The following is a 22,037-nucleotide window of genomic DNA, read 5'->3' on the forward strand; positions in this document are numbered from 1 at the left end:
AAATCTTCGGCCCGCCCGCTGGCCATGCGAATGGCGGGAGCGGGCGAGCCGAAGATTTTCTCCACCTGCGTGCCCGTCTCGTCTGGCCAGAACCCGCGTTCTGTTTCACTCGCATGGGCTCTGACGCGCGGCGGTGATCTGGCGGTGGAACTGGGTGAGCCCAAAAATCTCGTCGCGGCTCGCTGAACCCCGCCCTAGTCGAATGTTGGCTGGGTGCTATAACGCAAACAGGGACACCTGAATGGAGAAGGCTTTCCAATGAAGTCCATGATTCTCGCCGCCGTTGCGGCAAGCACCCTTGCCTTGAGCGGTTGCCAGTCGGTCGATCGCAATGTGGCGATCCCGGCGGGTATCGGTGCCCTCGGTGGTGCGGCGATCGGTGCGGGTATCACCGGCAATGCGCGCGGCGCGCTGATCGGGGCGGCCGTCGGCGGCGCGGGCGGCGCTCTTGTCGGCGCTGCCACCAACCGTCCCGGCCAGTGCGTGTACCGCGACGGTCGCGGCCAGCGTTACTACGCCGACTGCCCGGCCGGCTACTGAAAGCCCGAATGATCTGAACACGAGGCCGCCGTTTCTCACGGCGGCCTCATTTCGTTGGGGGTGACGAATGCGAATGCCGACCCAAAACCGTCAAATCGAGGCTTTACGTCGCGTTTCCTTGTTAACCCTTGGGTTGGGAGCGGCCATGACCGCGGCGGGATGCAGATCCGACATCCTGCCCGCTGTGTTCGGACTGGGGGAGGGCGGAATCTCGGCCTATGCACCGGGTACGCTGCCGACCATCACGGCGCATGAAGGCGATAAGCTGATCGGGCAATCGGCGAGCGAGACCGGGCGCTGTATCTATCAGAACGATGTCGGAAATCGGTTTCGCGCGGACTGCCCGCCGGGATACAAGCCCTGACAGTCAGGGTTTTGCTCTCGCCTGCTTTGTCCGTGCCTCCTTCACCAATCGAACGAAGGCATGACGATATCCTTCCGGTTCGACCACCACCTGCGCAAAGTCGATCCGCACCAGATCGCCTGTGTCCGAGAGCGCTTCGAATCCGAGCGGATCGAGTGTCGCGATCCGCCAGTTCGTTTGATCCGTCGTTCGCTGAGATGCGATGATCTGCGACAGGCTGTCGGCGTGATCCTCGTTCATATGACGGATGACAGCGCTCTCCCGAGCTTCCATCTCGGGCGACGGATCGCGACAGAGATCCGCGCGGTCCAGCCGATGGGCGCGAGCGAAGCCGGCATTCAACAGCCCGTCCACGATCGTCAGACTGTAGAAGGCGAAATCCGCGAAATCGGCATAGAGCGCCGCCTCAGGCAGTCGCGCCAGATAGCGTGTGCGTGCCCTGGCCTCGTCGGCACCCGGAACCAGCCGGACGACATGGCCTCGCAGCGTCAAGCGTGGCAACCGCAGCCCATCGCCGGGTACGGTGTGGCCGACGAGAAGGGACGCTAGCGGATGGCTGGCGAGCGCGCGGCTGTGTTCCGACAGGCCCGAAAGAAGAAGCACCACATCTCCCGAGGGTAACGTCGAGAGGGCGACGCGCGTGGCGAGCGGCTGTCCAGCGGGCATCGTCACCGTGGCCAGCGCGGCATGGCGGCTCTCGCCCAGAAGACGACGCGCCAGCGCCCGGGCCGCGTCATCCGGTTTGAGATAGGGTGCGCGTTCGGACGATGTCGGCTCCGGGTCTTCGCTCATTTTCGCCTCCGTGCGGGAGCCGGCCTCCCCATTTCTCGCTAGATGAACTATCTCACCAAGATGGGGAGCGCGACCGTCCGTTTCGGCCGCTGCGCCTGCTGATGACGGAGCTTGTATGTCCGACGCCCTCAAAACCCGAATCCTCGATGTCCTGCGTTCCCTTCCCGCTCCGGACGGGGGGGCGGATGTCGTGTCGCGGGACATGGTGTCGGATATCTTCGTCGCGGATCGAAAGGCTTTCTTTTCGCTGAGCGTCGCGGCGAGCGATGCGGAACGGTTCGAAGGCTTTCGCCAGGAGGCCGAGCGGCGCGTTTCGGAGGTCGAGGGTATCGACACCGCAATGGTCGCGCTGACCGCCGAGCGAAAGGGCGGTGGCATGGCTGCCCGCCCGGCTCCGGCGCGGCCGCCGCAGCCTGCCGCGCCGCATCCCCATCATCATCCCCGCCCTCGCCAGGGTGGTGCGGCCATGCCGGCGCCCCCTGCCGCTCCTCGCCCTGTGCGCCCCGATATTCCAGGCATTCGGCGCATCGTGGCGGTCGCGAGCGGCAAGGGCGGTGTCGGCAAGTCCACGACGGCTGTCAATCTGGCGCTGGCCTTCTTGGCGCGCGGCATGAAGGTCGGTCTGCTGGACGCCGATATTTACGGGCCGTCCGTGCCGCGTCTTCTGCATTTGTCCGGCAAGCCCGAAACACGCAACGGCCGCACCATGGTGCCGCTGGAGGCCTACGGGTTGAAGGCCATGTCGATGGGTTTTCTTGTGGAAGAGGAAACGCCGATGATCTGGCGCGGGCCGATGGTCATGTCGGCGCTGACGCAGATGCTGCGCGAAGTCGAGTGGGGCGATCTCGACATGCTGGTGGTGGACATGCCGCCCGGCACGGGCGACGCCCAGCTCACCATGGCGCAGTCCGTGCCGCTGGCCGGCGCGGTGATCGTGTCCACGCCGCAGGATCTGGCGCTGATCGACGCGCGAAAGGGTCTCGCGATGTTTCGGAAAGTCGAGGTACCCGTTCTCGGAATCGTCGAGAATATGAGTTATTTCGTCGCGCCGGACACGGGGAAGCGATACGATATTTTCGGCCATGGCGGCGCGAGAGCCGAAGCCGAGCGGTTGGGCGTGCCGTTTTTGGGTGAAGTGCCTTTGGAAATGGTGATTCGCGAAAGCTCTGATGCCGGTCGTCCCGTGGTCGCCGGCGACCCGACCGGCCCCCATGCACAGGTCTATCGTGACATCGCGGCGCGGGTTCTGGCCTCAATCGAGGGCGTTTCGGGCACCACTTTGAAGGCTCCAACGATCGTTTTTGAGTGAATGGTCAGACTATAGACTTGCGCGAAGCTGGATTTGTGGTCTCCATGCGGGCTCCCGGTGGCAATGGCGCCGCCTCGACGTTCATGGAGAACGCATTGATGACATTGGCGAAGAAGCTGTTGGCCGCAACGGCGATCGTTCTGGCTCTCGGATCGGCCGCCTCGGCCAAGACCTTCGTCTTCTGTTCGGAAGGCTCGCCGGAAGGCTTCGACCCCGGCCTCTATACGACCGGCACGACGTTCGATGCCTCCGCGCACCCGATCTATAACCGTCTGGCCGAGTTCAAGAAGGGCACGACCGAGACCGAGCCGGCGCTTGCTGAAAGCTGGACTGTCTCGGAGGACGGCAAGCAATACACGTTCAAGCTGCGGCCGGGCGTGAAGTGGCAGTCTAATGACCTGTTCACGCCGACGCGTGATCTGAATGCCGACGACGTCGTCTTCTCCTTCGACCGGCAGGGCAACGCCAGCAACCCTTGGCATCAGTATGTTCCAGGCGCGTCCTGGGAATATTACACGTCCATGTCGATGCCGCAGTTCGTCGAGAAGGTCGAGAAGGTGGACGATCTGACGGTCCGCTTCACGCTGAAAGAGCCTTACGCGCCCTTCATCGCCAATATCGCGATGCCATTCGCCTCGATCCTGTCGAAGGAATATGCCGACAAGCTCGCCGCGAGCAACCAGCAGGCGCAGCTCAACCAGCAGCCGATCGGCACCGGCCCGTTCCGCTTCGTGGCATATCAACCCGACGCCGTGATCCGTTATCAGGCCTTCGCCGACTATTGGGGCGGCAAGCAGCCGATCGACGATCTGGTCTTCGCGATCACCAAGGACGCCTCGGTTCGCCAGCAGCGCCTTCTGGCGAACGAATGCCAGCTGATGGCCTATCCGAACCCGGCCGACATCGCCTCGCTCAAGACCAACAAGGACTTGAAGGTCGATGAGCAGGCCGGCCTGAACATCGGCTATCTCGCCTACAACACCAAGCAGGCGCCGTTCGACAAGGTCGAGGTTCGCCGCGCGCTGAACATGGCGATGAACAAGGACGCCATCATCTCGGCCGTTTATCAGGGCGCGGGCGAAAAGGCGAAGTCGCCCATCCCGCCGACCATGTGGAGCTATAACAACGCTCTCAAGGACGATCCCTACGATCCGGAAGCGGCCAAGAAGATGCTCGAGGCCGCTGGCGTCAAGGATCTGTCCTTGAAGCTCTGGGCCATGCCGGTGTCGCGGCCCTACAACCCCAACGCCGCGCGCATGGCCGAGATGATCCAGGCGGACTTCGCCAAGGTCGGCGTCAAGGCCGAGATCGTGTCCTACGAGTGGGGTGAGTACATCAAGCGTGCCGGCGACGTGAATCACGACGGCGCCGTGCTGCTCGGCTGGACCGGCGACAATGGCGATCCGGATAATTTCCTCGCGACGCTCCTCAGCTGCGATTCGGTTGGCACGTCGAGCAACGTGGCCGAGTTCTGCAACCAAGACTATGAGAAGCTCGTGCAGAAGGCCAAGACGCTGTCCTCGCAGGAGGAGCGCGCCAAGCTTTACGAACAGGCGCAAGTCGTCTTCAAGGAGCAGGCCCCGTGGGCGACGATCGCGCATTCGATCGTTTACGTGCCGATGCGCTCCAATGTCGTCGGCTTCGTGCAGAGCCCGCTCGGCGACTACACGTTCGATGGCGTCGATCTGAAGGACTGAGGCGCGAACGCCGCGCCTGAAACGGGAAGGGGCAGCAAGAGCTGCCCCTTTTCCTTTTGGTCAAAAATCTGCTTTATGCAGCCCATTCAAACCGATGCGGTGACGCGCGCCCGCTGAACCGTGTAGAGCGCCCCCATGTTTCGCTTTCTTATGGCTCGTCTCGGCATTCTCGTGCCGACCTTTCTGGGCGTCGCTCTCGTCGCCTTTTCCTTCATTCGGCTCCTGCCCGGCGACCCTGTCACCCTGATGGCGGGCGAGCGCGGCATCAGCCCCGAGCGCCATGCCGAACTCATGTCGGCCCTGGGATATGACCGACCGATCTTCGTCCAGTTCATGGACTATGTGGTCCGCCTGCTTCACGGCGATTTCGGGACGTCGCTCGTCACGCGCCGGCCGGTGCTGACCGAGTTCCTGACACTGTTTCCCGCGACCGTCGAACTCTCGCTGGTCGCGATCGTCCTGGCGGTTCTGATCGGCGTTCCCGCCGGTGTCTTCGCGGCGGTGAAGCGCGGTTCCTGGATCGATCAGACCATCATGGGCACGGCTCTCGTCGGCTATTCCATGCCGATCTTCTGGTGGGGCCTACTTCTCATCATCTTCTTCTCCGGTACGCTCGGTTGGACGCCCGTGTCGGGGCGCATTTCGTTGATGTATTTCTTTCCGCAGGTCACGGGCTTCATGCTGGTGGACAGTCTCCTGTCCGGCCAGAAGGGGGCCTTCGCCTCGGCGGCAAGCCATCTGATCCTGCCGAGCATCGTGCTCGCCACCATCCCTCTCGCCGTGATCGCGCGTCAGACGCGCTCCGCCATGCTGGAAGTTCTGAGCGAGGACTATGTGCGCACGGCTCGCGCCAAGGGCCTGAAACCCCGCCGCGTCATCGGCATTCACGCGCTGCGCAACGCGCTGATCCCGGTCGTCACCACGATCGGCCTGCAGATCGGCGTCCTGATGGCGGGCGCCATCCTGACCGAATCGATCTTCTCCTGGCCTGGCATCGGAAAATGGATGGTCGATAGCGTGTTCCGTCGCGACTACCCGGTGGTGCAGGGCGGTCTCCTTCTGATCGCGCTCGTCGTCATGGTAGTCAATCTCGTGGTCGATCTTCTTTACGGCCTCATTAACCCCCGCGTTCGCGCGCGCTAAGGAGACGCCGGGATGACCCATATCGAAGCTCAAGAGGCTGCGTCCGGCATCGGCTCCAACACGCCGGACCCTCACGTGACGACCGGAAGCCGCCGGCAGATGCTGCGCGAATTCTGGTACTATTTCTCGGTCAATCGCGGCGCGGTGGCCGGCCTCGTCGTGTTCGTTCTTATCGTTCTCCTGGCGCTGCTTGCGCCTGTGATCGCGCCCTACGACCCGACGGCGCAGAACCGCGACGCGCTGCTCGTGCCGCCGGTTTGGGAAGCCGGGGGGCGGGCGGCGTTCCTGCTCGGCACCGACGCGGTGGGGCGCGATATCCTGTCCCGCCTTCTGTTCGGCGCGCAGTATTCGCTCTTCATCGGCGTCGTGGTCGTGGTTCTCGCGGTTTCGACGGGCGTCGTGGTCGGCCTCGTCGCCGGCTACTTCCGCGGCTGGGTGGATACGGTCATCATGCGCGTGATGGACGTGATCCTGGCCTTTCCCTCGCTGCTTCTCGCTCTCGTGCTCGTCGCCATTCTCGGGCCCGGTCTCACCAACGCGATGATCGCCATTGCGCTGGTGCTCCAGCCGCATTTCGTGCGTCTGACGCGTGCCTCGGTCATGGCCGAGAAGGAGCGGGAATATGTCGTGGCGGCGCGGGTCGTGGGCGCGGGGCCGATGCGCCTCATGTTCAAGACGATCCTGCCGAACTGCCTGGGCCCGCTGATCGTGCAGGCGACGCTGTCCTTCTCTAGCGCCATTCTGGATGCAGCCGCGCTCGGCTTCCTCGGCCTCGGTGCCCAGCCTCCAACGCCGGAATGGGGCACGATGCTGGCCGAAGCGCGCGAGTTCGTTCTGCGCGCCTGGTGGGTCGTGACCCTGCCGGGTCTTGCCATCCTGATCATGGTTCTGGCGATCAATCTCGTGGGCGATGGTCTGCGCGATGCGCTCGACCCGAAGATGCGCCGGAGCTGATTCCATGTCGCTTCTCGAAATCCGCAATCTCACCGTCAGCTTCGACACCGCCTCCGGCCCGTTCAAGGCCGTGGACGGGATCGATCTTCACGTCGACAAGGGCGAGGTACTCGCGATTGTCGGCGAATCGGGCTCGGGCAAGTCGGTCGGCATGTTGGCGACCATGGGCCTTCTGCCCAAGACCGCGACCGTCACGGCCGATCGCATGCTTTTCGATGGGCGCGACATGCGCGCCATCTCGGGCCGTGAACGCCGCCAGCTCATCGGGCGCGACATCTCGATGATCTTTCAGGAGCCGATGGCGAGCCTGAACCCGTGCTTCACGGTCGGCTTCCAGCTCACCGAGACCCTGCGCTTCCACCTCGGCCTCGGCCGCGCCGAGCGCAAGCGCCGGGCGATCGAGCTTCTGGAGGCGGTCGGCATTCCCGACCCCGCCTCGCGCCTTTCGGTCTTCCCGCATCAGATGTCGGGCGGCCAGTGCCAGCGCGTGATGATCGCCATGGCGATTGCCTGCAATCCGAAGCTTCTGATCGCGGACGAGCCGACCACCGCGCTCGACGTGACCATTCAGAAGCAGATCCTGGACCTTCTGGTCGGTCTCCAGCGAGAGCACGCGATGGGACTCATCATGATCACCCACGATATGGGCGTCGTTGCCGAGACGGCGCACCGCGTCGTGGTGCAGTACAAGGGCCGCAAGATGGAAGAGGCGGACGTCCTATCGCTGTTCGAGGCGCCCAAGCACCCCTATACGCGCGCGCTTCTTTCGGCCCTGCCGGAGAATGCGACGGGTGATCGACTGCCGACCGTGGCCGATGCCATGGCGCTGGAGGGAATGCGATGAGCGCGGTTCTTGAAGCGCGCGGCCTCAAGCGCGATTATCATGTGGCGCGCGGCCTCTTCGCGCCGGCCAAGACGGTACAGGCCGTCAAGGGCGTCAGCTTCCAGGTGGAGCGGGGCAAGACGCTGGCGATCGTTGGCGAATCGGGCTGTGGCAAGTCCACGCTGGCGCGCATCCTCACGTTGATCGACGCGCCGACGGCGGGCGAGCTCTTCATCGACGGCCAGAAGATGGACGTGACGAAGGGCGTGACGGCCGACATGCGCCGCAAGGTGCAGATCGTCTTCCAGAATCCCTATGGCTCGCTCAACCCGCGCCAGAAGATCGGCGACGTGCTGACCGAGCCCCTGGCTCTCAACACCCCGCTTTCGGCGGCCGAGCGGCGCGAGAAAGCCTTGGCGATGCTGGTCAAGGTCGGCCTCGGCCCCGAGCACTTCAATCGCTATCCGCACATGTTCTCCGGCGGCCAGCGCCAGCGCGTTGCCATCGCGCGTGCGCTGATGCTGAACCCGAGCCTTCTCGTTCTGGACGAGCCGGTGTCGGCGCTCGACCTGTCGGTGCAGGCGCAGATCCTGAACCTTCTGGCCGATCTGCAGGACGAGCTGGGTCTTACCTATGTCTTCATCAGCCACGATCTCTCGGTCGTGCGCTACATCGCCGACAAGGTGATGGTGATGTATTACGGCGAGGTGGTGGAATACGGCTCGCGTGACGAGGTCTTCGCCGCGCCGAGCCACGATTACACGCGCAAGCTCTTCGCCTCGACGCCGCGCGCCGATGTCGAAAGCATTCGCGCCCGCATGGCCGCACGCAACGCCTCGGCCGCGTGAGCATAGGCCGCCGCCCTCGGGCGGCGGCTTTCAGACGGGCAGGGCCGTCGTGCTTTTGATCTCTTCCATCACCGCATAGGTATGCGTCTCGCGGATGCCGGGAAGCTCCAGCAGCGCCTGCGCCAGAAAGGCGCGATAGGCCGCCATGTCCTTGACGCGCGCCTTCAGGAGATAGTCGAAGCCGCCGGCCACCATGTGGCATTCCATGATGTCCGAATTGGCCTTGGCGGCGCGGCCGAACTCGGTGAACACGTCCTCGCTCGTTCGGTCGAGCTTCACTTCCACGAAAACGATCAGCCCTCGATCCAGCCTCTCGGGCGAGAGACGGGCGTGATGGCCGAGAATGAACCCGTCTTCCGTCAGCCGCTTGACGCGCGCGGCGGCGGCGGTCGGCGAGAGATGAACCCGTGTGGCCAGGTCCACCGTGGAAAGGCGCGCATCGGCCTGCAGCTCACGGAGAATCTTCCGGTCCTTTTCGTCCAGCTCCGCGTTTTCCAATGCCCTGAGCCCCTCGCGCATCCGTTTCCATCGTTCAAAAGCATATAAACGCCGGGAACGAAAGTTGCGATTCTGGTAGGTTCCCGCTCGATCCTATCCAGCCTCTGGAGCCCGCGCTTTCGATGAGCCTCGCCCCCTTTTCCGCCCCCTATGCCCCGAGCGATCGCGAGGCGGTTGCCGCGCTGTTGAAAGCCGCCGAGGCGCTCGGCGCCGATGACGAGAAGGTCAAGGCGCGCGCGCGCAGCTTCATCGAAAGCATCCGCTCGCGCTCCGGCGGCATCGGTGCCGTCGAGGACTTCATGCGCGAGTTCGGCCTGTCCACGCGCGAGGGTCTGGCGCTGATGGTTCTGGCCGAAGCGCTCCTGCGCGTGCCCGATACCGAAACGCAGGACCGGCTGATCGAGGACAAGATCGGCGCTGGCGACTGGGCCAATCGCGAGCCCATCGTCGATCAGAAGATGATGGCGGCCTCCGCCTGGGCGCTCGGCCTGTCGGCCCGTATCATCCGCCCGCATGAGACGCCGTCGGGCATCGTGCAATCTTTGGTGAAGCGCGTCGGCGCGCCGGCCGTGCGCACCGCCACCCGTCAGGCCATGCGCTTTCTCGGCCGGCAGTTCGTGCTCGGCGAGACGATCGAAGACGCGCTGGAGCGCGCGCGCAGCCTCGAGAAGAAGGGCTATCGCTACTCCTACGACATGCTGGGCGAGGGCGCGCGCACGAAGCGCGACGCCGAGCGCTATTTCAAATCCTATGCGGATGCGATCGAGGCGATCGGTCGCAAGGCCGGCAACAAGGCGCTGCCGGAGCGGCCTGGCATCTCCGTCAAGCTTTCGGCGCTGCATCCGCGCTACCATCCGACCCATCGCGAGACGGTGCTGCGCGAACTGGTTCCTCTGGTGGTGGATCTCGCCAACCGCGCGCGTTCCTATGATCTGAACTTCACGATCGACGCCGAGGAAGCGGAGCGTCTGGAGCTTTCGGTGGATGTGATCGAAGCCGTGATCGCGCAGGTGAAGTTCGACGGCTGGATCGGCTTTGGTCTGGCGATCCAGGCCTATGGCAAGCGCGTGGTGCCGCTGATCCGACATCTCGACGCCCTGGCCGAGAAGGCCGGCATCCGGATGATGGTGCGCCTTGTGAAGGGCGCCTATTGGGATACCGAGATCAAGCAGGCGCAGGAGAAGGGCCTAAGCGGCTTCCCGGTCTATACGGTGAAGCCCGCGACGGACCTCTCCTATCTCCAGGCGGCGAGCGAGTTGCTCCAACGCCGCGCGCGCCTCTACCCGCAGTTCGCCACGCATAACGCGCTGACCGTCGCCAATATTTTGGAAATGGCCGGCCCGGACCTGGATGGCTTCGAGTTCCAGCGCCTGCATGGCATGGGCGAGTCGCTCTACGAGGCGCTACGCGACGACACCAAGGGCAAGGTGTCCTGCCGCATCTATGCGCCGGTCGGCGGCTATAGCGACCTTCTCGCCTATCTCGTTCGCCGCCTTCTGGAGAACGGCGCCAACTCGTCCTTCGTCGCCAAGGTCGGCGATACCAAGGTGCCGGTGGACGAACTCCTGACCCATCCGCGCGACATGCTTCAGGCCGGTCGCACGACGCATGGCGGGGTCGTCAATCCGACCGAACTCTTCGGCCAGCGCAAGAATTCCAAAGGCACGGAGTTCGGCGACCGCTGGGCACTGGCCGCGCTGGTGAAGGCGCGCGACGGCGCGAAGATCTCCGGCCTTGCCGCCGATCCGGCCAAGGGCCTGGCGACGCGCGAGCCGATCGACATCCGCTCGCCTGTGGATGGGCAGGTGGTCGGCACCAGCCGCTTCCTGACCAAGGAAGGCGCGAGCGCGCTGATGGAGCGCGCCAAGGCGGGCGTGCGCGCGGCGGAAGCCGTGCCGGCAGCTCAGCGCGCGGCGCAGCTTCGCCGCATGGCCGATCTCCTGGAAGAGCGGGAAGGGGAGTTCCTGCAGCTTCTAACCCGCGAGGCCGGCAAGACGCTGGATGACGGGATTGCCGAAATCCGCGAAGCCGTCGATTTCTGCCGCTTCTATGCGGCGGAAGCCGAGCGGATGCTGGTGCAGCCTCTCGCCCTGCCGGGGCCGACGGGCGAGGAGAACCGTCTGATCTACCGCTCGCGCGGCGTCGCCGTCTGCATTTCGCCCTGGAACTTCCCGCTGGCGATCTTCCTGGGCCAGGTCGCGGCGGCGCTCGCCGGCGGCAATGTCGTGATCGCCAAGCCCGCCGAGCAGACACCGCTCATCGCCAAGCGCGCGGTCGATCTCCTGCACGAGGCCGGTTTCGGCGCGGATGTCGTCTATCTCGCGCCGGGCGATGGCGAGGCGGGCGCGGCGCTGGTCGCCCATCCCGCTACCGCGCTCGTCGCCTTCACCGGCTCCACCGAGACGGCCTTTGCGATCAATCGTTCGCTTGCCGCGCGCAACGCCCCGATCGCGCCGCTGATCGCCGAAACGGGCGGCCTCAACGCCATGATCGTGGATGCGACCGCCCTGCCGGAGCAGGTGGCCGACGATGTGGTGCGCTCGGCCTTCCGATCGGCCGGCCAGCGCTGCTCGGCGCTGCGGCTTCTTTTCGTGCAGGCCGATGTCGCGGACCGGATGCTCGCCATGATCGAGGGCGCGGCGGCCGAGCTTCATGTCGGCGACCCCGCCCATCTCGAAACCGATGTCGGCCCGGTCATCGACGCGGCGCAGGCCGAGATGCTGACCGGGCATGTCGCCGAGATGCGTTCCAAGCAGAATGTTCGGTTCGAAGGCCAGCTTCCCGCCAGTCTGCCGGCGGCCGGCCACTACGTCGCGCCGACCATCATCGAGCTGGACCGCGCCGAGGCGCTGACGCGCGAGGTCTTCGGGCCGGTGCTTCATGTCGTCCGCTGGAAGGCGGGCGAGTTGGAGAAGGTCTGCGACGCAGTGGACGCGACGGGCTTCGGCCTGACGCTCGGCGTTCACTCGCGCATCGACGAGACGATCCGCTTCGTGAAGGAGCGCCTGACGGTCGGCAATGTCTATGTGAACCGCAACATGATCGGCGCCATTGTCGGCTCGCAGCCCTTCGGCGGCTCGGGTCTGTCGGGCACCGGGCCGAAGGCCGGCGGACCGAACTATCTCGCCCGCTTCGTGCGCGAGCAGGTGATCTCCACCAATACGGCGGCGGCCGGCGGCAATGCCAGCCTGATCGCATCGGGCGGGGATTAAGCGCTCCAACGCTTGCGCCCGGCGCCGCCCCTCGTATGGTGGCGCCGGGCCCGATGGGGCCTTCTGTTCCCGAATGGAGCCCTGATCCGTGGCCGAGCCCCTGTCCGACATCGCCATCGCCCGCGCGGCCCGCAAGAAGCCGATTGCCGAGATCGCCGCGCGGCTGGATATTCCGGACGACGCCTTGATCCCTTATGGCCGCGATAAGGCCAAGCTCGATGCGGACTTCCTGAAGGGTCTGGGAGATCGGCCCGATGGCAAGCTGATCCTCGTCACCGCCATCAACCCGACGCCGGCCGGCGAAGGCAAGACGACGACGACGGTGGGGCTGGGCGACGGTCTCAACCGCATCGGCAAGCGCGCGGCGATCTGCCTGCGCGAGCCCTCGCTGGGTCCGTGCTTCGGCCAGAAGGGCGGGGCGGCCGGCGGAGGCTATGCGCAGGTTGTGCCGATGGAGGACATCAACCTCCATTTCACCGGCGATTTCCACGCCATCACCACCGCCCACAATCTTCTGGCGGCCATGGTGGACAATCACCTCCACTGGGGCAACACGCTGGGGCTCGATCCGCGCCGCATCGTCTGGCGCCGTGTGATGGACATGAACGACCGTGCCCTGCGCGACATGGTTCAGTCGCTGGGCGGCCCCGCCAACGGTCTGCCGCGCGAATCGGGCTTCGACATCACCGTTGCCTCCGAAATCATGGCCATCGTCTGCCTGGCAGCCGATCTCGATGATCTGCAGGTGCGGCTCGGGCGCATCGTCGTCGGTTATCGCCCCGACAAGTCGCGCGTCACCGCGCGCGATCTGAAGGCAGACGGAGCGATGGCGACGCTGCTGAAAAACGCGATGCTGCCGAACCTCGTGCAGACCATCGAGAACAACCCGGCCTTTGTCCATGGCGGCCCCTTCGCCAATATCGCCCATGGCTGCAATTCCGTGGTGGCGACGCGCGCGGCGCTGAAACTGGCCGATTACGTGGTGACGGAAGCGGGCTTCGGGGCCGATCTCGGCGCGGAAAAGTTCTTCGACATCAAGTGCCGGCAGGCCGGGCTGAAGCCGGCCGTGACGGTAATCGTCGCGACCGTGCGCGCGCTGAAGATGAACGGTGGCGTGGCGAAATCGGACCTCGGCACGGAGAATGTCGAGGCCGTTCGGCGCGGCTCGGCCAATCTCAAGCGCCATGTCGGCAACTGCATTTCCTTCGGCGTGCCGGCGATCGTCGCGATCAACCATTTTGGTACGGACACCGACGCCGAGATCGAGGCGGTGCGTGAGGCGGCGGCGGAAGCGGGCGTCGAGGCGGTTCTTTGCAAGCATTGGGCCCAAGGGTCCGCCGGCACGGCGGAGCTAGCCGAGAAGGTGGCGGCGCTCGCTGATTCCGGCCGCGCGCGCTTCAAGCCGATCTATCCCGACGCGATGAGCCTTCTCGGCAAGATCGAGACCGTGGTGAAGGACATCTATCACGGCGCGGCGGTGACGGCGGAGCCCGCCGTACTGAAGGCGCTCGAAAGCTTCGAAGCCGATGGCTACGGCCATGTCCCGGTCTGCATGGCGAAGACGCAATATTCCTTCTCGACCGATCCCGCGCTGCTCGGCGCGCCGAGCGACCATATCGTGCATGTGCGCGAGGTGCGTCTGGCAGCGGGCGCCGGCTTCGTCGTCGCGATCTGCGGCGACATTCTCACCATGCCGGGCCTGCCGAGACAGCCGGCGGCCGAGCGCATCTTCCTCGACGCGGAAGGGCGGGTGGAAGGGCTCTTCTGAGCCCACTGCCGGCCCGAGATGAATTCGAATTCATGAAGCGTTTGTAACTGGCGGACAGAGTGACGCAGGCGCAGTCTTTCTATCAGGCGCACGTCACCAGCCAGCCTCCGACCGCCGGGCCAATTTGATCAGACCCGACCTTCGTGCCGCTTGGACATCTCGTGAGCGCCGATCGAGATCAAGGAGCGAAGTCCCATGCAGAAGTCTTTGTTCGCCACGCTTGCCTTCGTCAGTGCCATCGGCGCCGCTTCGGGCGCTATGGCCGCCACCGATGCACATCACATCAGGCAGAAGGCTGATGGCCCTGTCGTGCAGACGGTCGCGACCCAGCCCCAGGTGATGACGGAAAAGCCCATCGACCATCCGACGCTGCTCCAGGTTTTTGGGGCGTCCGATGGCGTGTTTTACGACCCCGCGACCAACAACCCGCATACGCACGGCCTGCCGAATTTCTGATGCTGGTGGCCCAAAGGGCCGGGATACCGCCGTAGGATCGGGTTATGTTTCGAAAGCCGGCCTCACAGGCCGGCTTTCGCGCATCTCAAGGAGGCTTCATGGCCGATGATCTGATCTTCTACACCAACCCGATGTCGCGCGGCCGTATGGTCCGCTGGATGCTGGAGGAAGTGGGCGCGCCTTACGAGACGAGAATTCTTTCCTACGGTGCCGACATGAAGTCGGCGGAGTTTCTCACCGTCAATCCGATGGGCAAGGTGCCCGCCATTGTCCATGGCGGCGCAGTGGTCACGGAAGTCGCTGCTATCTGCGCCTATCTGGCCGAGACCTTTCCCGATGCGGGCCTTGAGGCGCGCTCGGCCAAAGAGCGCGCGTCTTATTACCGCTGGATGTTCTTCGCCGCCGGTCCTCTGGAGGCGGCCGTGACGAACCGCGTGCTCGGTGTCGTGGTGCCCGACGAGAAGCGCGGCTTCGTCGGCTACGGGTCCTATCAGTCCGTGCTGGACGCGCTGGAAGGCGCCGTCTCGGCATCGAGCTTCATAGCGGGTGACCGATTTACCGCCGCCGACGTCTATGTCGGCAGCCATCTTTCTTGGGGACTCCAGTTCGGATCGATCGAGCGACGCGAAGGCTTCGAGGCCTATGTCGAGCGCGTCAAGGCGCGCCCCGCGCTTCACCGTGCCACCGAGATCGACGACGCGCTTCTGGCGTCCACCAAGGGGTGAGAGCACTTCGTCGTTATCCCGGCCGCGCACTTGCGAAGCACTGGCAAATAAGGGTTTGGGGTGAATTTTCGTTGCGGCGGATCGGTCTCTGGGCTAGGTCTCAGGCATGACGAACGCGCACGACAACAAGCAGTGGTGGCAGACCCGCACATAGGCGGCTGCGAACACGTGCGTCTGTTCGAACAACAAAGGCCGCCCCGGAACCCCGGCGGCCTTTTTGCTTGTTCAAGGGCCGTGAGGGCCGGTGCTTCTGGAAGGATTGGATGCGATGACCCTCGAAACCGCCAGCGACGGCGCGTTCAGATACGAGACCGAAGGCGGCGTCACCGTGACGCGCCGTCGGCGCGACGTGGACTATGCCGGCGCCATCGAGCCCTATGTGGACCGCCTCGACACGAGACGAGGCGCGGTTTTTTCCTCCAACTACGAATACCCTGGCCGCTACACCCGCTGGGACACCGCGATCGTCGATCCGCCACTGGCCGTCACTTCCTCGGGCCGGCATGTGCGCATCGAGGCCCTGAATCCGCGCGGTCGCGTGCTGCTCGGCTTCGTGGCGGCGGCGCTGGAGGGGCATGAGGATATCGCCGAGCGGCACTCCAGCGAATCCAGGCTCGACCTGACGGTCGCCATGCCCTCGCGCGCCTTCACCGAGGAAGAGCGCTCGCGTATGCCCACGGTCTTTTCCGTGCTGCGCGCCATCGTCGCTCTGTTCAAGTCGGATGCCGACAGCGATCTCGGCCTCTACGGTGCCTTCGGATACGATCTGGCCTTCCAGTTCGATCCGGTGAAGGAAACGCTGACACGCAGCGACACCAGACGCGATCTCGTCCTTTATCTGCCGGACGAAATCCTGATGGTGGATCACTATTCCGCCCGCGCCTATATCGAATCCTACGAGTTCGAAAAGAACGGCCATTCCACCGAAGGGCTGGAAGGCGGGGGCGAGGATGCGCCCTTCGTGCCGTCCAACCAGAACCCGGAGCGGGGCGATCACAAGCCGGGCGAATACGCCGCGCTGGTGCGGCGCGCCAAGGACAAGTTCATGCGCGGCGACCTGTTCGAGGTCGTGCCGGGCCAGACCTTCTACGAGCGCGTCGAGAGTCGGCCTTCGGCCATCTCGCGCCGCCTCAAGGCGATCAATCCCTCGCCCTATTCCTTCTTCATCAATCTCGGTGCCAACGAATTCCTGATCGGGGCGAGCCCTGAAATGTTCGTGCGCGTTTCGGGCCGCCGCGTCGAAACCTGCCCGATCTCTGGCACGATCCGGCGCGGCGAGGATGCGATCTCGGATTCGGAGCAGATCCTGAAGCTCCTGAACTCCAAGAAGGACGAGTCGGAACTCACCATGTGTTCCGACGTCGATCGCAACGACAAGAGCCGTGTCTGCGAGCCTGGCTCGGTGCGCGTCATCGGCCGTCGTCAGATTGAGATGTATTCGCGCCTGATCCATACGGTGGACCATATCGAGGGCCGTCTGCGCGAAGGCATGGACGCGATGGACGCCTTCATGAGCCACGCCTGGGCCGTGACGGTGACGGGTGCGCCCAAGCTCTGGGCCATGCGCTTCATCGAAGAGAACGAGAAGAGCGCGCGCGCCTGGTATGGCGGCGCGGTCGGCATGATGCATTTCAACGGCGACATGAACACCGGCCTGACGCTGCGCACCATCCGGCTGAATGGCGGGATCGCCGAAGTGCGCGCCGGCGCGACGCTTCTTTACGATTCCAACCCGGAAGAGGAAGAGGCCGAGACCGAGCTGAAAGCCTCCGCGCTTCTGGCGGCGATCCGCGAGGCCCGTGCACCGCAGGCCGCCACGCAGACGGGAGAGCGCCCCAAGGTCGGGGAGGGCGTGCGCATCCTTCTCGTCGATCACGAGGACAGCTTCGTCCACACGCTCGCCAACTACTTCCGCCAGACCGGCGCCGACGTCACCACCGTGCGCACGCCCGTGCCGGAAGAGATCTTCGACCGTGTCTCGCCCGATCTCGTGGTGCTGTCGCCCGGACCCGGCAAGCCGGACGATTTCGACTGCCGCAACACGATCGCCATGGCGCGTCAGCGTCAGGCGCCAATCTTCGGCGTTTGCCTCGGGCTTCAGGCGCTGGCCGAGAGCTATGGCGGCACGCTGCGCACGCTGCACGTGCCGGTTCATGGCAAGCCCTCGCGCATTCGCGTCTCCACACCCGGAACGATCTTCGCCGGCCTGCCGTCGGAGGTGACGGTCGGGCGCTATCACTCGATCTTCGCCGATCCCGTACGCCTGCCGCGCGAGTTCGAGGTGACGGCCGAGACGGAGGACGGCGTTGTCATGGCCTTCGAGCACAAGCACGAGCCGGTTGCGGCGGTGCAGTTCCACCCGGAAAGCATCATGAGTCTGGGCGGCGACGCCGGCATGAGAATGATCGAGAACGTCGTGGCCAAGCTGCCCCGGCGAACACGGACGAAGGCGGACTGAGCGATGAATGCAGCAACGATCACCATGAGCGACGACGAGGGCGGTCGTCTCGTCAAGCGAACCGCAGTCTATACCGTCGCGATCGCCTGCCTGGTCTTGGGGATCAAATATCTCGCCTATCTCGTCACGGGCTCCGTCGCGCTCTTTTCGGACGCGCTCGAATCGATCGTCAATGTCGTGGCTGGCCTCATCGCTCTTTGGGCGGTGACGGTCTCCTACAAGCCCGCCGATGCCGATCACCCGTTCGGGCATACGAAGGCGGAGTATTTCTCCGCCGTCGTGGAAGGCGTCCTCATCGTTCTGGCGTCGCTGCTCATTCTGCGGGAAGCGTGGTACGCCTATCTCGAGCCGCGTGCCATGGACGCGCCGCTTCTCGGCATGGCCATCAATGGCGTCGCCACCGCCATCAACGCGTTCTGGGCTTCGGTTCTGATCCGCAAGGGGCGCGAGCACCGCTCGCCCGCGCTCGATGCGGACGGACGCCATATCATGGCCGATGTGGTGACCTCGGTCGGTGTCCTGGCTGGTCTCGGTGTGGCTGAGGCGACGGGTTGGGTGATCCTCGATCCGCTGCTGGCCGCGCTCGTCGCGCTCAACATCCTGCGCGAAGGCTGGAAGGTCGTCGCCGCCTCGCTCTCCGGCCTGATGGATCAGGCTTTGGACGGCCCGGATGATACGCGCGTGCGCGAGATCATTTCCACCATGGCCGAGGGCGCGCTGGAAGTTCACGACGTGCGCACCCGCATCGCGGGGCGTGCCATCTTCATCGAGTTCCACATGGTGGTGCCGAGCGCCATGAGCGTCGGCGACGCGCATGTCATCTGCGACCGGATCGAGGACGCCGTGCAGGGCGAATTCCTGAACGCCCGCGTGCTCATCCATGTCGAGCCGGAGGCCGAGGCCAAACAGATCGGCGTGCCTGTCCTCTAGGCAGGTTTGCGCATTCTCAAGCTAAGCGGTTGAGAGGGCGGCGAATTTCGCTGCCCTTTTATTTTGCGACTGCGAAGGCATTGGGCATTCCTTGCTGCAATGCAAGAGGGCGATCAATAGGAAGTGTGACTTACGTCACGAACGGACTGTTCGCTATTTGCTACTCGTAGGCGCGCACGGGATCGCCTATCTCTCACTCATCGAACGACGCGGGACAGTAAAATTTCAGATCGGGGCGTTAGCCGATCGATCCCCGCCAGTCGCTACGACTTTGATGAGGAATAAAATTATGAAGACTTTCACGTTTGCGTCCGCTGCCGTGCTCTCTCTTGTTGCGCTCACCAGTGTTTCGTCTGCCGCGGGACTGGTCCCCGGATCCGATTTCTACGAAGAGGTCCAGGCTGATCATGCAGCCAACACGGTGATCGTGGGTTCGGCTGCGGCCAAGGGTGCGCCGATCGCAACCTTCGAAACCCGTTCGTTCGGCTATCCGGCTGGCGTCAGCGCCAATGAGGGCATTGTCCCCGGCTCGCGCGGCGAGACCCATGCCGCCGAGGCTCGCGACATCAACGCTGTTGCCAAGGGTGTCTACAACCACGGTGTGACCCCGGCCGCGAGCGTCTCGCAGCTTCTGGTTCCGGGCTCCGACACGGACTTCTAATTCGGTCCGGCGTTGATCGCTGATGCCAAGCCCGGCTTTCGAGCCGGGCTTTTTTGTTTTCTCGGAAAGCTCGATCGCGGACGGGCAGGGGCCTTGTGTTTCGAGGCGAGCCGCGCGAGACTGGGTTCCATGAACCGGATCGAATCCCCTTTCGCCTCTCATGGCGTCGTCGCGGCAAAAGCCGCCACGGGATTCGCTCGACTTCTTCCGGCCCTTCTCGCGCTTACTGGCGATCGTCGGGCCCGTTAAGAAGAGGCGCCCGGCGATCGAGCCGGCGCTTTGCGCCTCCAGTCTCTTCGGCTTTACATCCATCCGAAATTTTGAAAGACGGCTTTACGCGCCCCTTGGCCGACCGTCTTCGCCGAACGAGCAAGGTTCTTCGATGTCCGCATCCTCTCCCGTCATGGCCAAGGCCTTCACCAAGTACCAGCCCTATCCGGCCGTCGATCTGACCGATCGCCAATGGCCTTCGCGTCGCATCGAGAAGGCGCCGATCTGGTGCTCGGTGGATTTGCGCGACGGCAATCAGGCCCTGGTCGACCCGATGGGTCACGACCGCAAGTCCCGCATGTTCGCGCTGTTGAAGGCGATGAACTTCAAGGAGATCGAGATCGGTTTCCCCTCTGCGTCGCAGACCGATTTCGACTTCGTGCGCTGGTGTGTGGAAGAGGGGGGCGTCGCCGATGATGTGTCCTTGCAGGTCCTCGTCCAGTGCCGCCCCGAGCTGATCACTCGCACCTTCGAAAGCCTGGAGGGCGCGCGCCAGCCCATCGTCCATTTCTATAACTCCACTAGTGAGTTGCAGCGCCGCGTCGTGTTCGGCAAGGATCGCGCCGGCATTCGTCAGATCGCGGTGGATGCGGCCAAGATGATCACCGATATGGCGGCCAAGGCCGGCGGCGGCTTCCGCTTCGAATATTCGCCGGAAAGCTTCACCGGCACCGAACTCGATTTCGCGCTGGAAATCTGTAACGCCGTTGCCGAAGTGGTGCAGCCGACGCCTGAGAACCGGCTGATCCTGAACCTGCCAGCGACGGTCGAGATGTCCACGCCCAACATCCATGCCGACCAGATCGAATGGATGAGCCGCAATCTGGACAATCGCGACCGCATCCTCCTGTCGCTGCATCCTCATAACGACCGGGGCACGGCGATCGCCGCGACCGAACTCGGCCTCCTGGCAGGGGCGGACCGTGTCGAGGGCACGCTGTTCGGCAATGGCGAGCGCACGGGCAATGTGGATCTGGTGACCTTGGCGTTGAACATGTTCACGCAAGGCGTCGATCCCGAGCTGGATGTGTCCGACATCAACCGGATCAAGGACGTCTACGAATATTGCAACCAGCTCGCGATCCCCGAGCGCCATCCCTATGTGGGCGAGCTGGTCTATACCGCCTTCTCGGGCTCGCATCAGGACGCGATCAACAAGGGCATGAAGGCGCATAAGGTCGCCAACACGCCGGTTTGGGAAGTGCCGTATCTGCCGATCGACCCCCAGGATGTCGGCCGCTCCTATGAGGCGATCATCCGCATCAACTCGCAGTCCGGCAAGGGCGGCATCGCCTATGTCCTGCAGGCCGATTACGGCTTGAACCTGCCGCGCAATCTGCAGATCGAGTTCCGCGAGGATATTCAGCGGATCACCGACGAGGAAGGCAAGGAACTGCCGGTCAAGCGCATCTATGATCGTTTCATCGAGCGCTATGTCGAGCAGCCGGGCGCGCGCCTGCGCTATGTCGAGCATTTCACCAAGGTGGAAGGCGATCGCAACAGCCGTCTGGTGGAGGCGACGATCATCGACAACGGGCAGGAGACGACGATCACCGGGCGTGGCACGGGCGCCATCGACGGGTTCATCAACGCCCTGAACCGGCATTTGGGCTTGTCGCTGAGCGTCTCCGATTATTCCGAACATTCGCTCCAGCGAGGCTCGAATGCCAGCGCGATCGCCTATATGGAGGTCGAGCACGGAAACGGGCGCGTGTTCGGCGCGGGCATCGATCAGAATGCGACGACCGCATCGCTGAAGGCGATCGTCTCGGCGGCCAACCGAGCTCTGGAAGGCTGAGGGCGCGAACGCGCATCGGCACTCGGCTCCGCTCGCGGTCAGGCTTCGCGAAAGCCTGCTCGATTAAGCACATGAGGTGGGCGGTGGCGAATCATGACGATCCGCCCACGCGACCAGTCGAGGGGGCAAGATGGCCGAGGCCAAGTCCGCTGTGGCGGCGACGAACGGGACGAAGAGATTGGCGGACGCTGTGCGTGCCGCCAAGATCGCCGCCGCTCAGCGCACCGACATCGTGGTGGACATTCGCGAGGCCGACCGCGCTCGACTGGAAATGTTTGCCGATGAACTGCAGCCGATCATGGATGCGGTTCCGCTGGATGACGATCTCTTCGATTTCACCTTGTCCAACGGCACCCATCCGCGCTTCTGGATCGACGCGACGGCTCATGTGGTGATGGGCCGGGACCGTCGGACCTATCGCTTCGTTCGCGAAACCCGCCTGGGCCGTGTGACACTGGTCGAGTCGCCCGAGCTTCGCTTCGTGGTGGACCGCGTGACCGACTATATCGCCGAGCGAATCGTGGAGCGGGACAAGGCCTTGGCCGTGTTCGACGGGCTGGGGTCGCGATTGTCCGCGCCGGAGCGCCCGGTGCAGACGCTGACCGCGCCGATCACCCCCGCTCACGATGCTCCATTGCGCTTACCGCAACGCCCCCGCTCTACCGATTTCGTGATCGCCCTGTCGTGGATGATGATCGGCATCGTGGTCGGCATCGGCGTTCTCCTGGCGATCATCGCGGCGCGCGGAACCCATTTGTTCTGAAGCACCGCCCGCGCCAAGCGGCCGCTTC

20 protein-coding genes are annotated in these 22,037 nt (G+C 64.4%); 18 read left to right on the forward strand and 2 right to left on the reverse strand.

The genetic code is table 11. The features are described 5' to 3' along the window. The 3 genes from NS365_RS24785 to NS365_RS18630 form a co-directional block, all read left to right on the forward strand. Positions 1-186 (forward strand): hypothetical protein (locus tag NS365_RS24785; protein ID WP_058601804.1); only part of this gene is annotated, 186 nt, incomplete at its 5' end. Between the two features lie 72 nt (positions 187-258). After that, on the forward strand, positions 259-540 hold the full coding sequence (locus NS365_RS18625) for a glycine zipper domain-containing protein (protein WP_058601805.1): 282 nt from the start codon (positions 259-261) through the stop codon (positions 538-540). Between the two features lie 145 nt (positions 541-685). Then, positions 686-904: a hypothetical protein gene (locus tag NS365_RS18630; protein WP_058601806.1), complete on the forward strand. Its 219-nt coding sequence runs from the start codon at positions 686-688 to the stop codon at positions 902-904. Between the two features lie 3 nt (positions 905-907). Here NS365_RS18630 and NS365_RS18635 read toward each other — a convergent pair whose 3' ends face one another. Beyond that, the gene (locus tag NS365_RS18635; RefSeq protein ID WP_058601807.1) at positions 908-1,696 is read right to left on the reverse strand and encodes a HugZ family protein; all 789 of its coding nucleotides are present in this window, start codon (positions 1,694-1,696) and stop codon (positions 908-910) included. Positions 1,697-1,811: 115 nt separating this feature from the next. Between NS365_RS18635 and NS365_RS18640 the strand changes: the two genes are divergently transcribed. The 6 genes from NS365_RS18640 to NS365_RS18665 all read left to right on the forward strand — a co-directional run bounded on the left by NS365_RS18640 (position 1,812) and on the right by NS365_RS18665 (position 8,470). After that, the gene (locus tag NS365_RS18640; protein WP_058601808.1) at positions 1,812-3,005 is read left to right on the forward strand and encodes an Mrp/NBP35 family ATP-binding protein; all 1,194 of its coding nucleotides are present in this window, start codon (positions 1,812-1,814) and stop codon (positions 3,003-3,005) included. Positions 3,006-3,103: 98 nt separating this feature from the next. After that, positions 3,104-4,702: an ABC transporter substrate-binding protein gene (locus NS365_RS18645; protein WP_058601832.1), complete on the forward strand. Its 1,599-nt coding sequence runs from the start codon at positions 3,104-3,106 to the stop codon at positions 4,700-4,702. Between the two features lie 135 nt (positions 4,703-4,837). Then, positions 4,838-5,845, forward strand: a complete 1,008-nt coding sequence (locus tag NS365_RS18650) for an ABC transporter permease subunit (protein WP_058601809.1) — start codon at positions 4,838-4,840, stop codon at positions 5,843-5,845. Between the two features lie 12 nt (positions 5,846-5,857). Then, a complete protein-coding gene (locus NS365_RS18655) occupies positions 5,858-6,799 on the forward strand; it encodes an ABC transporter permease subunit (RefSeq protein ID WP_193753485.1) in 942 nt (313 codons plus the stop codon). Positions 6,800-6,803: 4 nt separating this feature from the next. Continuing rightward, complete coding sequence (locus NS365_RS18660; protein ID WP_082640305.1) at positions 6,804-7,643, forward strand: ABC transporter ATP-binding protein; 840 nt, start codon at positions 6,804-6,806, stop codon at positions 7,641-7,643. Beyond that, on the forward strand, positions 7,640-8,470 hold the full coding sequence (locus NS365_RS18665) for a dipeptide ABC transporter ATP-binding protein (RefSeq protein WP_058601810.1): 831 nt from the start codon (positions 7,640-7,642) through the stop codon (positions 8,468-8,470). Before NS365_RS18660 ends, NS365_RS18665 begins: the two co-directional genes overlap by 4 nt. 30 nt (positions 8,471-8,500) lie before the next feature. On the opposite strand, the gene NS365_RS18670 is transcribed toward NS365_RS18665, so the two are convergent. Continuing rightward, a complete protein-coding gene (locus NS365_RS18670; protein WP_058601811.1) occupies positions 8,501-8,989 on the reverse strand; it encodes an Lrp/AsnC ligand binding domain-containing protein in 489 nt (162 codons plus the stop codon). A 101-nt stretch (positions 8,990-9,090) separates the two neighbouring features. Here NS365_RS18670 and putA point away from each other — a divergent pair, with 101 nt between their 5' ends. The 9 genes from putA to NS365_RS18715 all read left to right on the forward strand — a co-directional run bounded on the left by putA (position 9,091) and on the right by NS365_RS18715 (position 22,009). After that, positions 9,091-12,180 carry a bifunctional proline dehydrogenase/L-glutamate gamma-semialdehyde dehydrogenase PutA gene (gene putA, locus NS365_RS18675; RefSeq protein WP_058601812.1) on the forward strand — a complete coding sequence of 1,030 codons (3,090 nt, stop codon included), beginning with the start codon at positions 9,091-9,093 and terminating at the stop codon, positions 12,178-12,180. Between the two features lie 88 nt (positions 12,181-12,268). After that, positions 12,269-13,948 carry a formate--tetrahydrofolate ligase gene (locus NS365_RS18680; protein WP_058601813.1) on the forward strand — a complete coding sequence of 560 codons (1,680 nt, stop codon included), beginning with the start codon at positions 12,269-12,271 and terminating at the stop codon, positions 13,946-13,948. A gap of 195 nt (positions 13,949-14,143) precedes the next feature. Beyond that, positions 14,144-14,404: a hypothetical protein gene (locus tag NS365_RS18685; RefSeq protein WP_058601814.1), complete on the forward strand. Its 261-nt coding sequence runs from the start codon at positions 14,144-14,146 to the stop codon at positions 14,402-14,404. A gap of 98 nt (positions 14,405-14,502) precedes the next feature. Continuing rightward, positions 14,503-15,129: a glutathione S-transferase family protein gene (locus NS365_RS18690; RefSeq protein ID WP_058601815.1), complete on the forward strand. Its 627-nt coding sequence runs from the start codon at positions 14,503-14,505 to the stop codon at positions 15,127-15,129. A 268-nt stretch (positions 15,130-15,397) separates the two neighbouring features. Then, entirely contained in the window at positions 15,398-17,587 is a 2,190-nt protein-coding gene (locus NS365_RS18695; protein WP_058601816.1) for an anthranilate synthase, read from the forward strand. A 3-nt stretch (positions 17,588-17,590) separates the two neighbouring features. Then, a complete protein-coding gene (locus NS365_RS18700; RefSeq protein ID WP_058601817.1) occupies positions 17,591-18,517 on the forward strand; it encodes a cation diffusion facilitator family transporter in 927 nt (308 codons plus the stop codon). A 289-nt stretch (positions 18,518-18,806) separates the two neighbouring features. After that, a complete protein-coding gene (locus NS365_RS18705; protein WP_058601818.1) occupies positions 18,807-19,178 on the forward strand; it encodes a hypothetical protein in 372 nt (123 codons plus the stop codon). Positions 19,179-19,560: 382 nt separating this feature from the next. Next, the gene (gene leuA / locus NS365_RS18710; protein WP_058601819.1) at positions 19,561-21,246 is read left to right on the forward strand and encodes a 2-isopropylmalate synthase; all 1,686 of its coding nucleotides are present in this window, start codon (positions 19,561-19,563) and stop codon (positions 21,244-21,246) included. A gap of 130 nt (positions 21,247-21,376) precedes the next feature. Then, positions 21,377-22,009, forward strand: a complete 633-nt coding sequence (locus NS365_RS18715) for a hypothetical protein (RefSeq protein WP_058601820.1) — start codon at positions 21,377-21,379, stop codon at positions 22,007-22,009. Positions 22,010-22,037: the final 28 nt, after the last annotated feature.

This window comes from Aureimonas ureilytica (assembly GCF_001475935.1).
Classification (GTDB): domain Bacteria; phylum Pseudomonadota; class Alphaproteobacteria; order Rhizobiales; family Rhizobiaceae; genus Aureimonas; species Aureimonas ureilytica_A.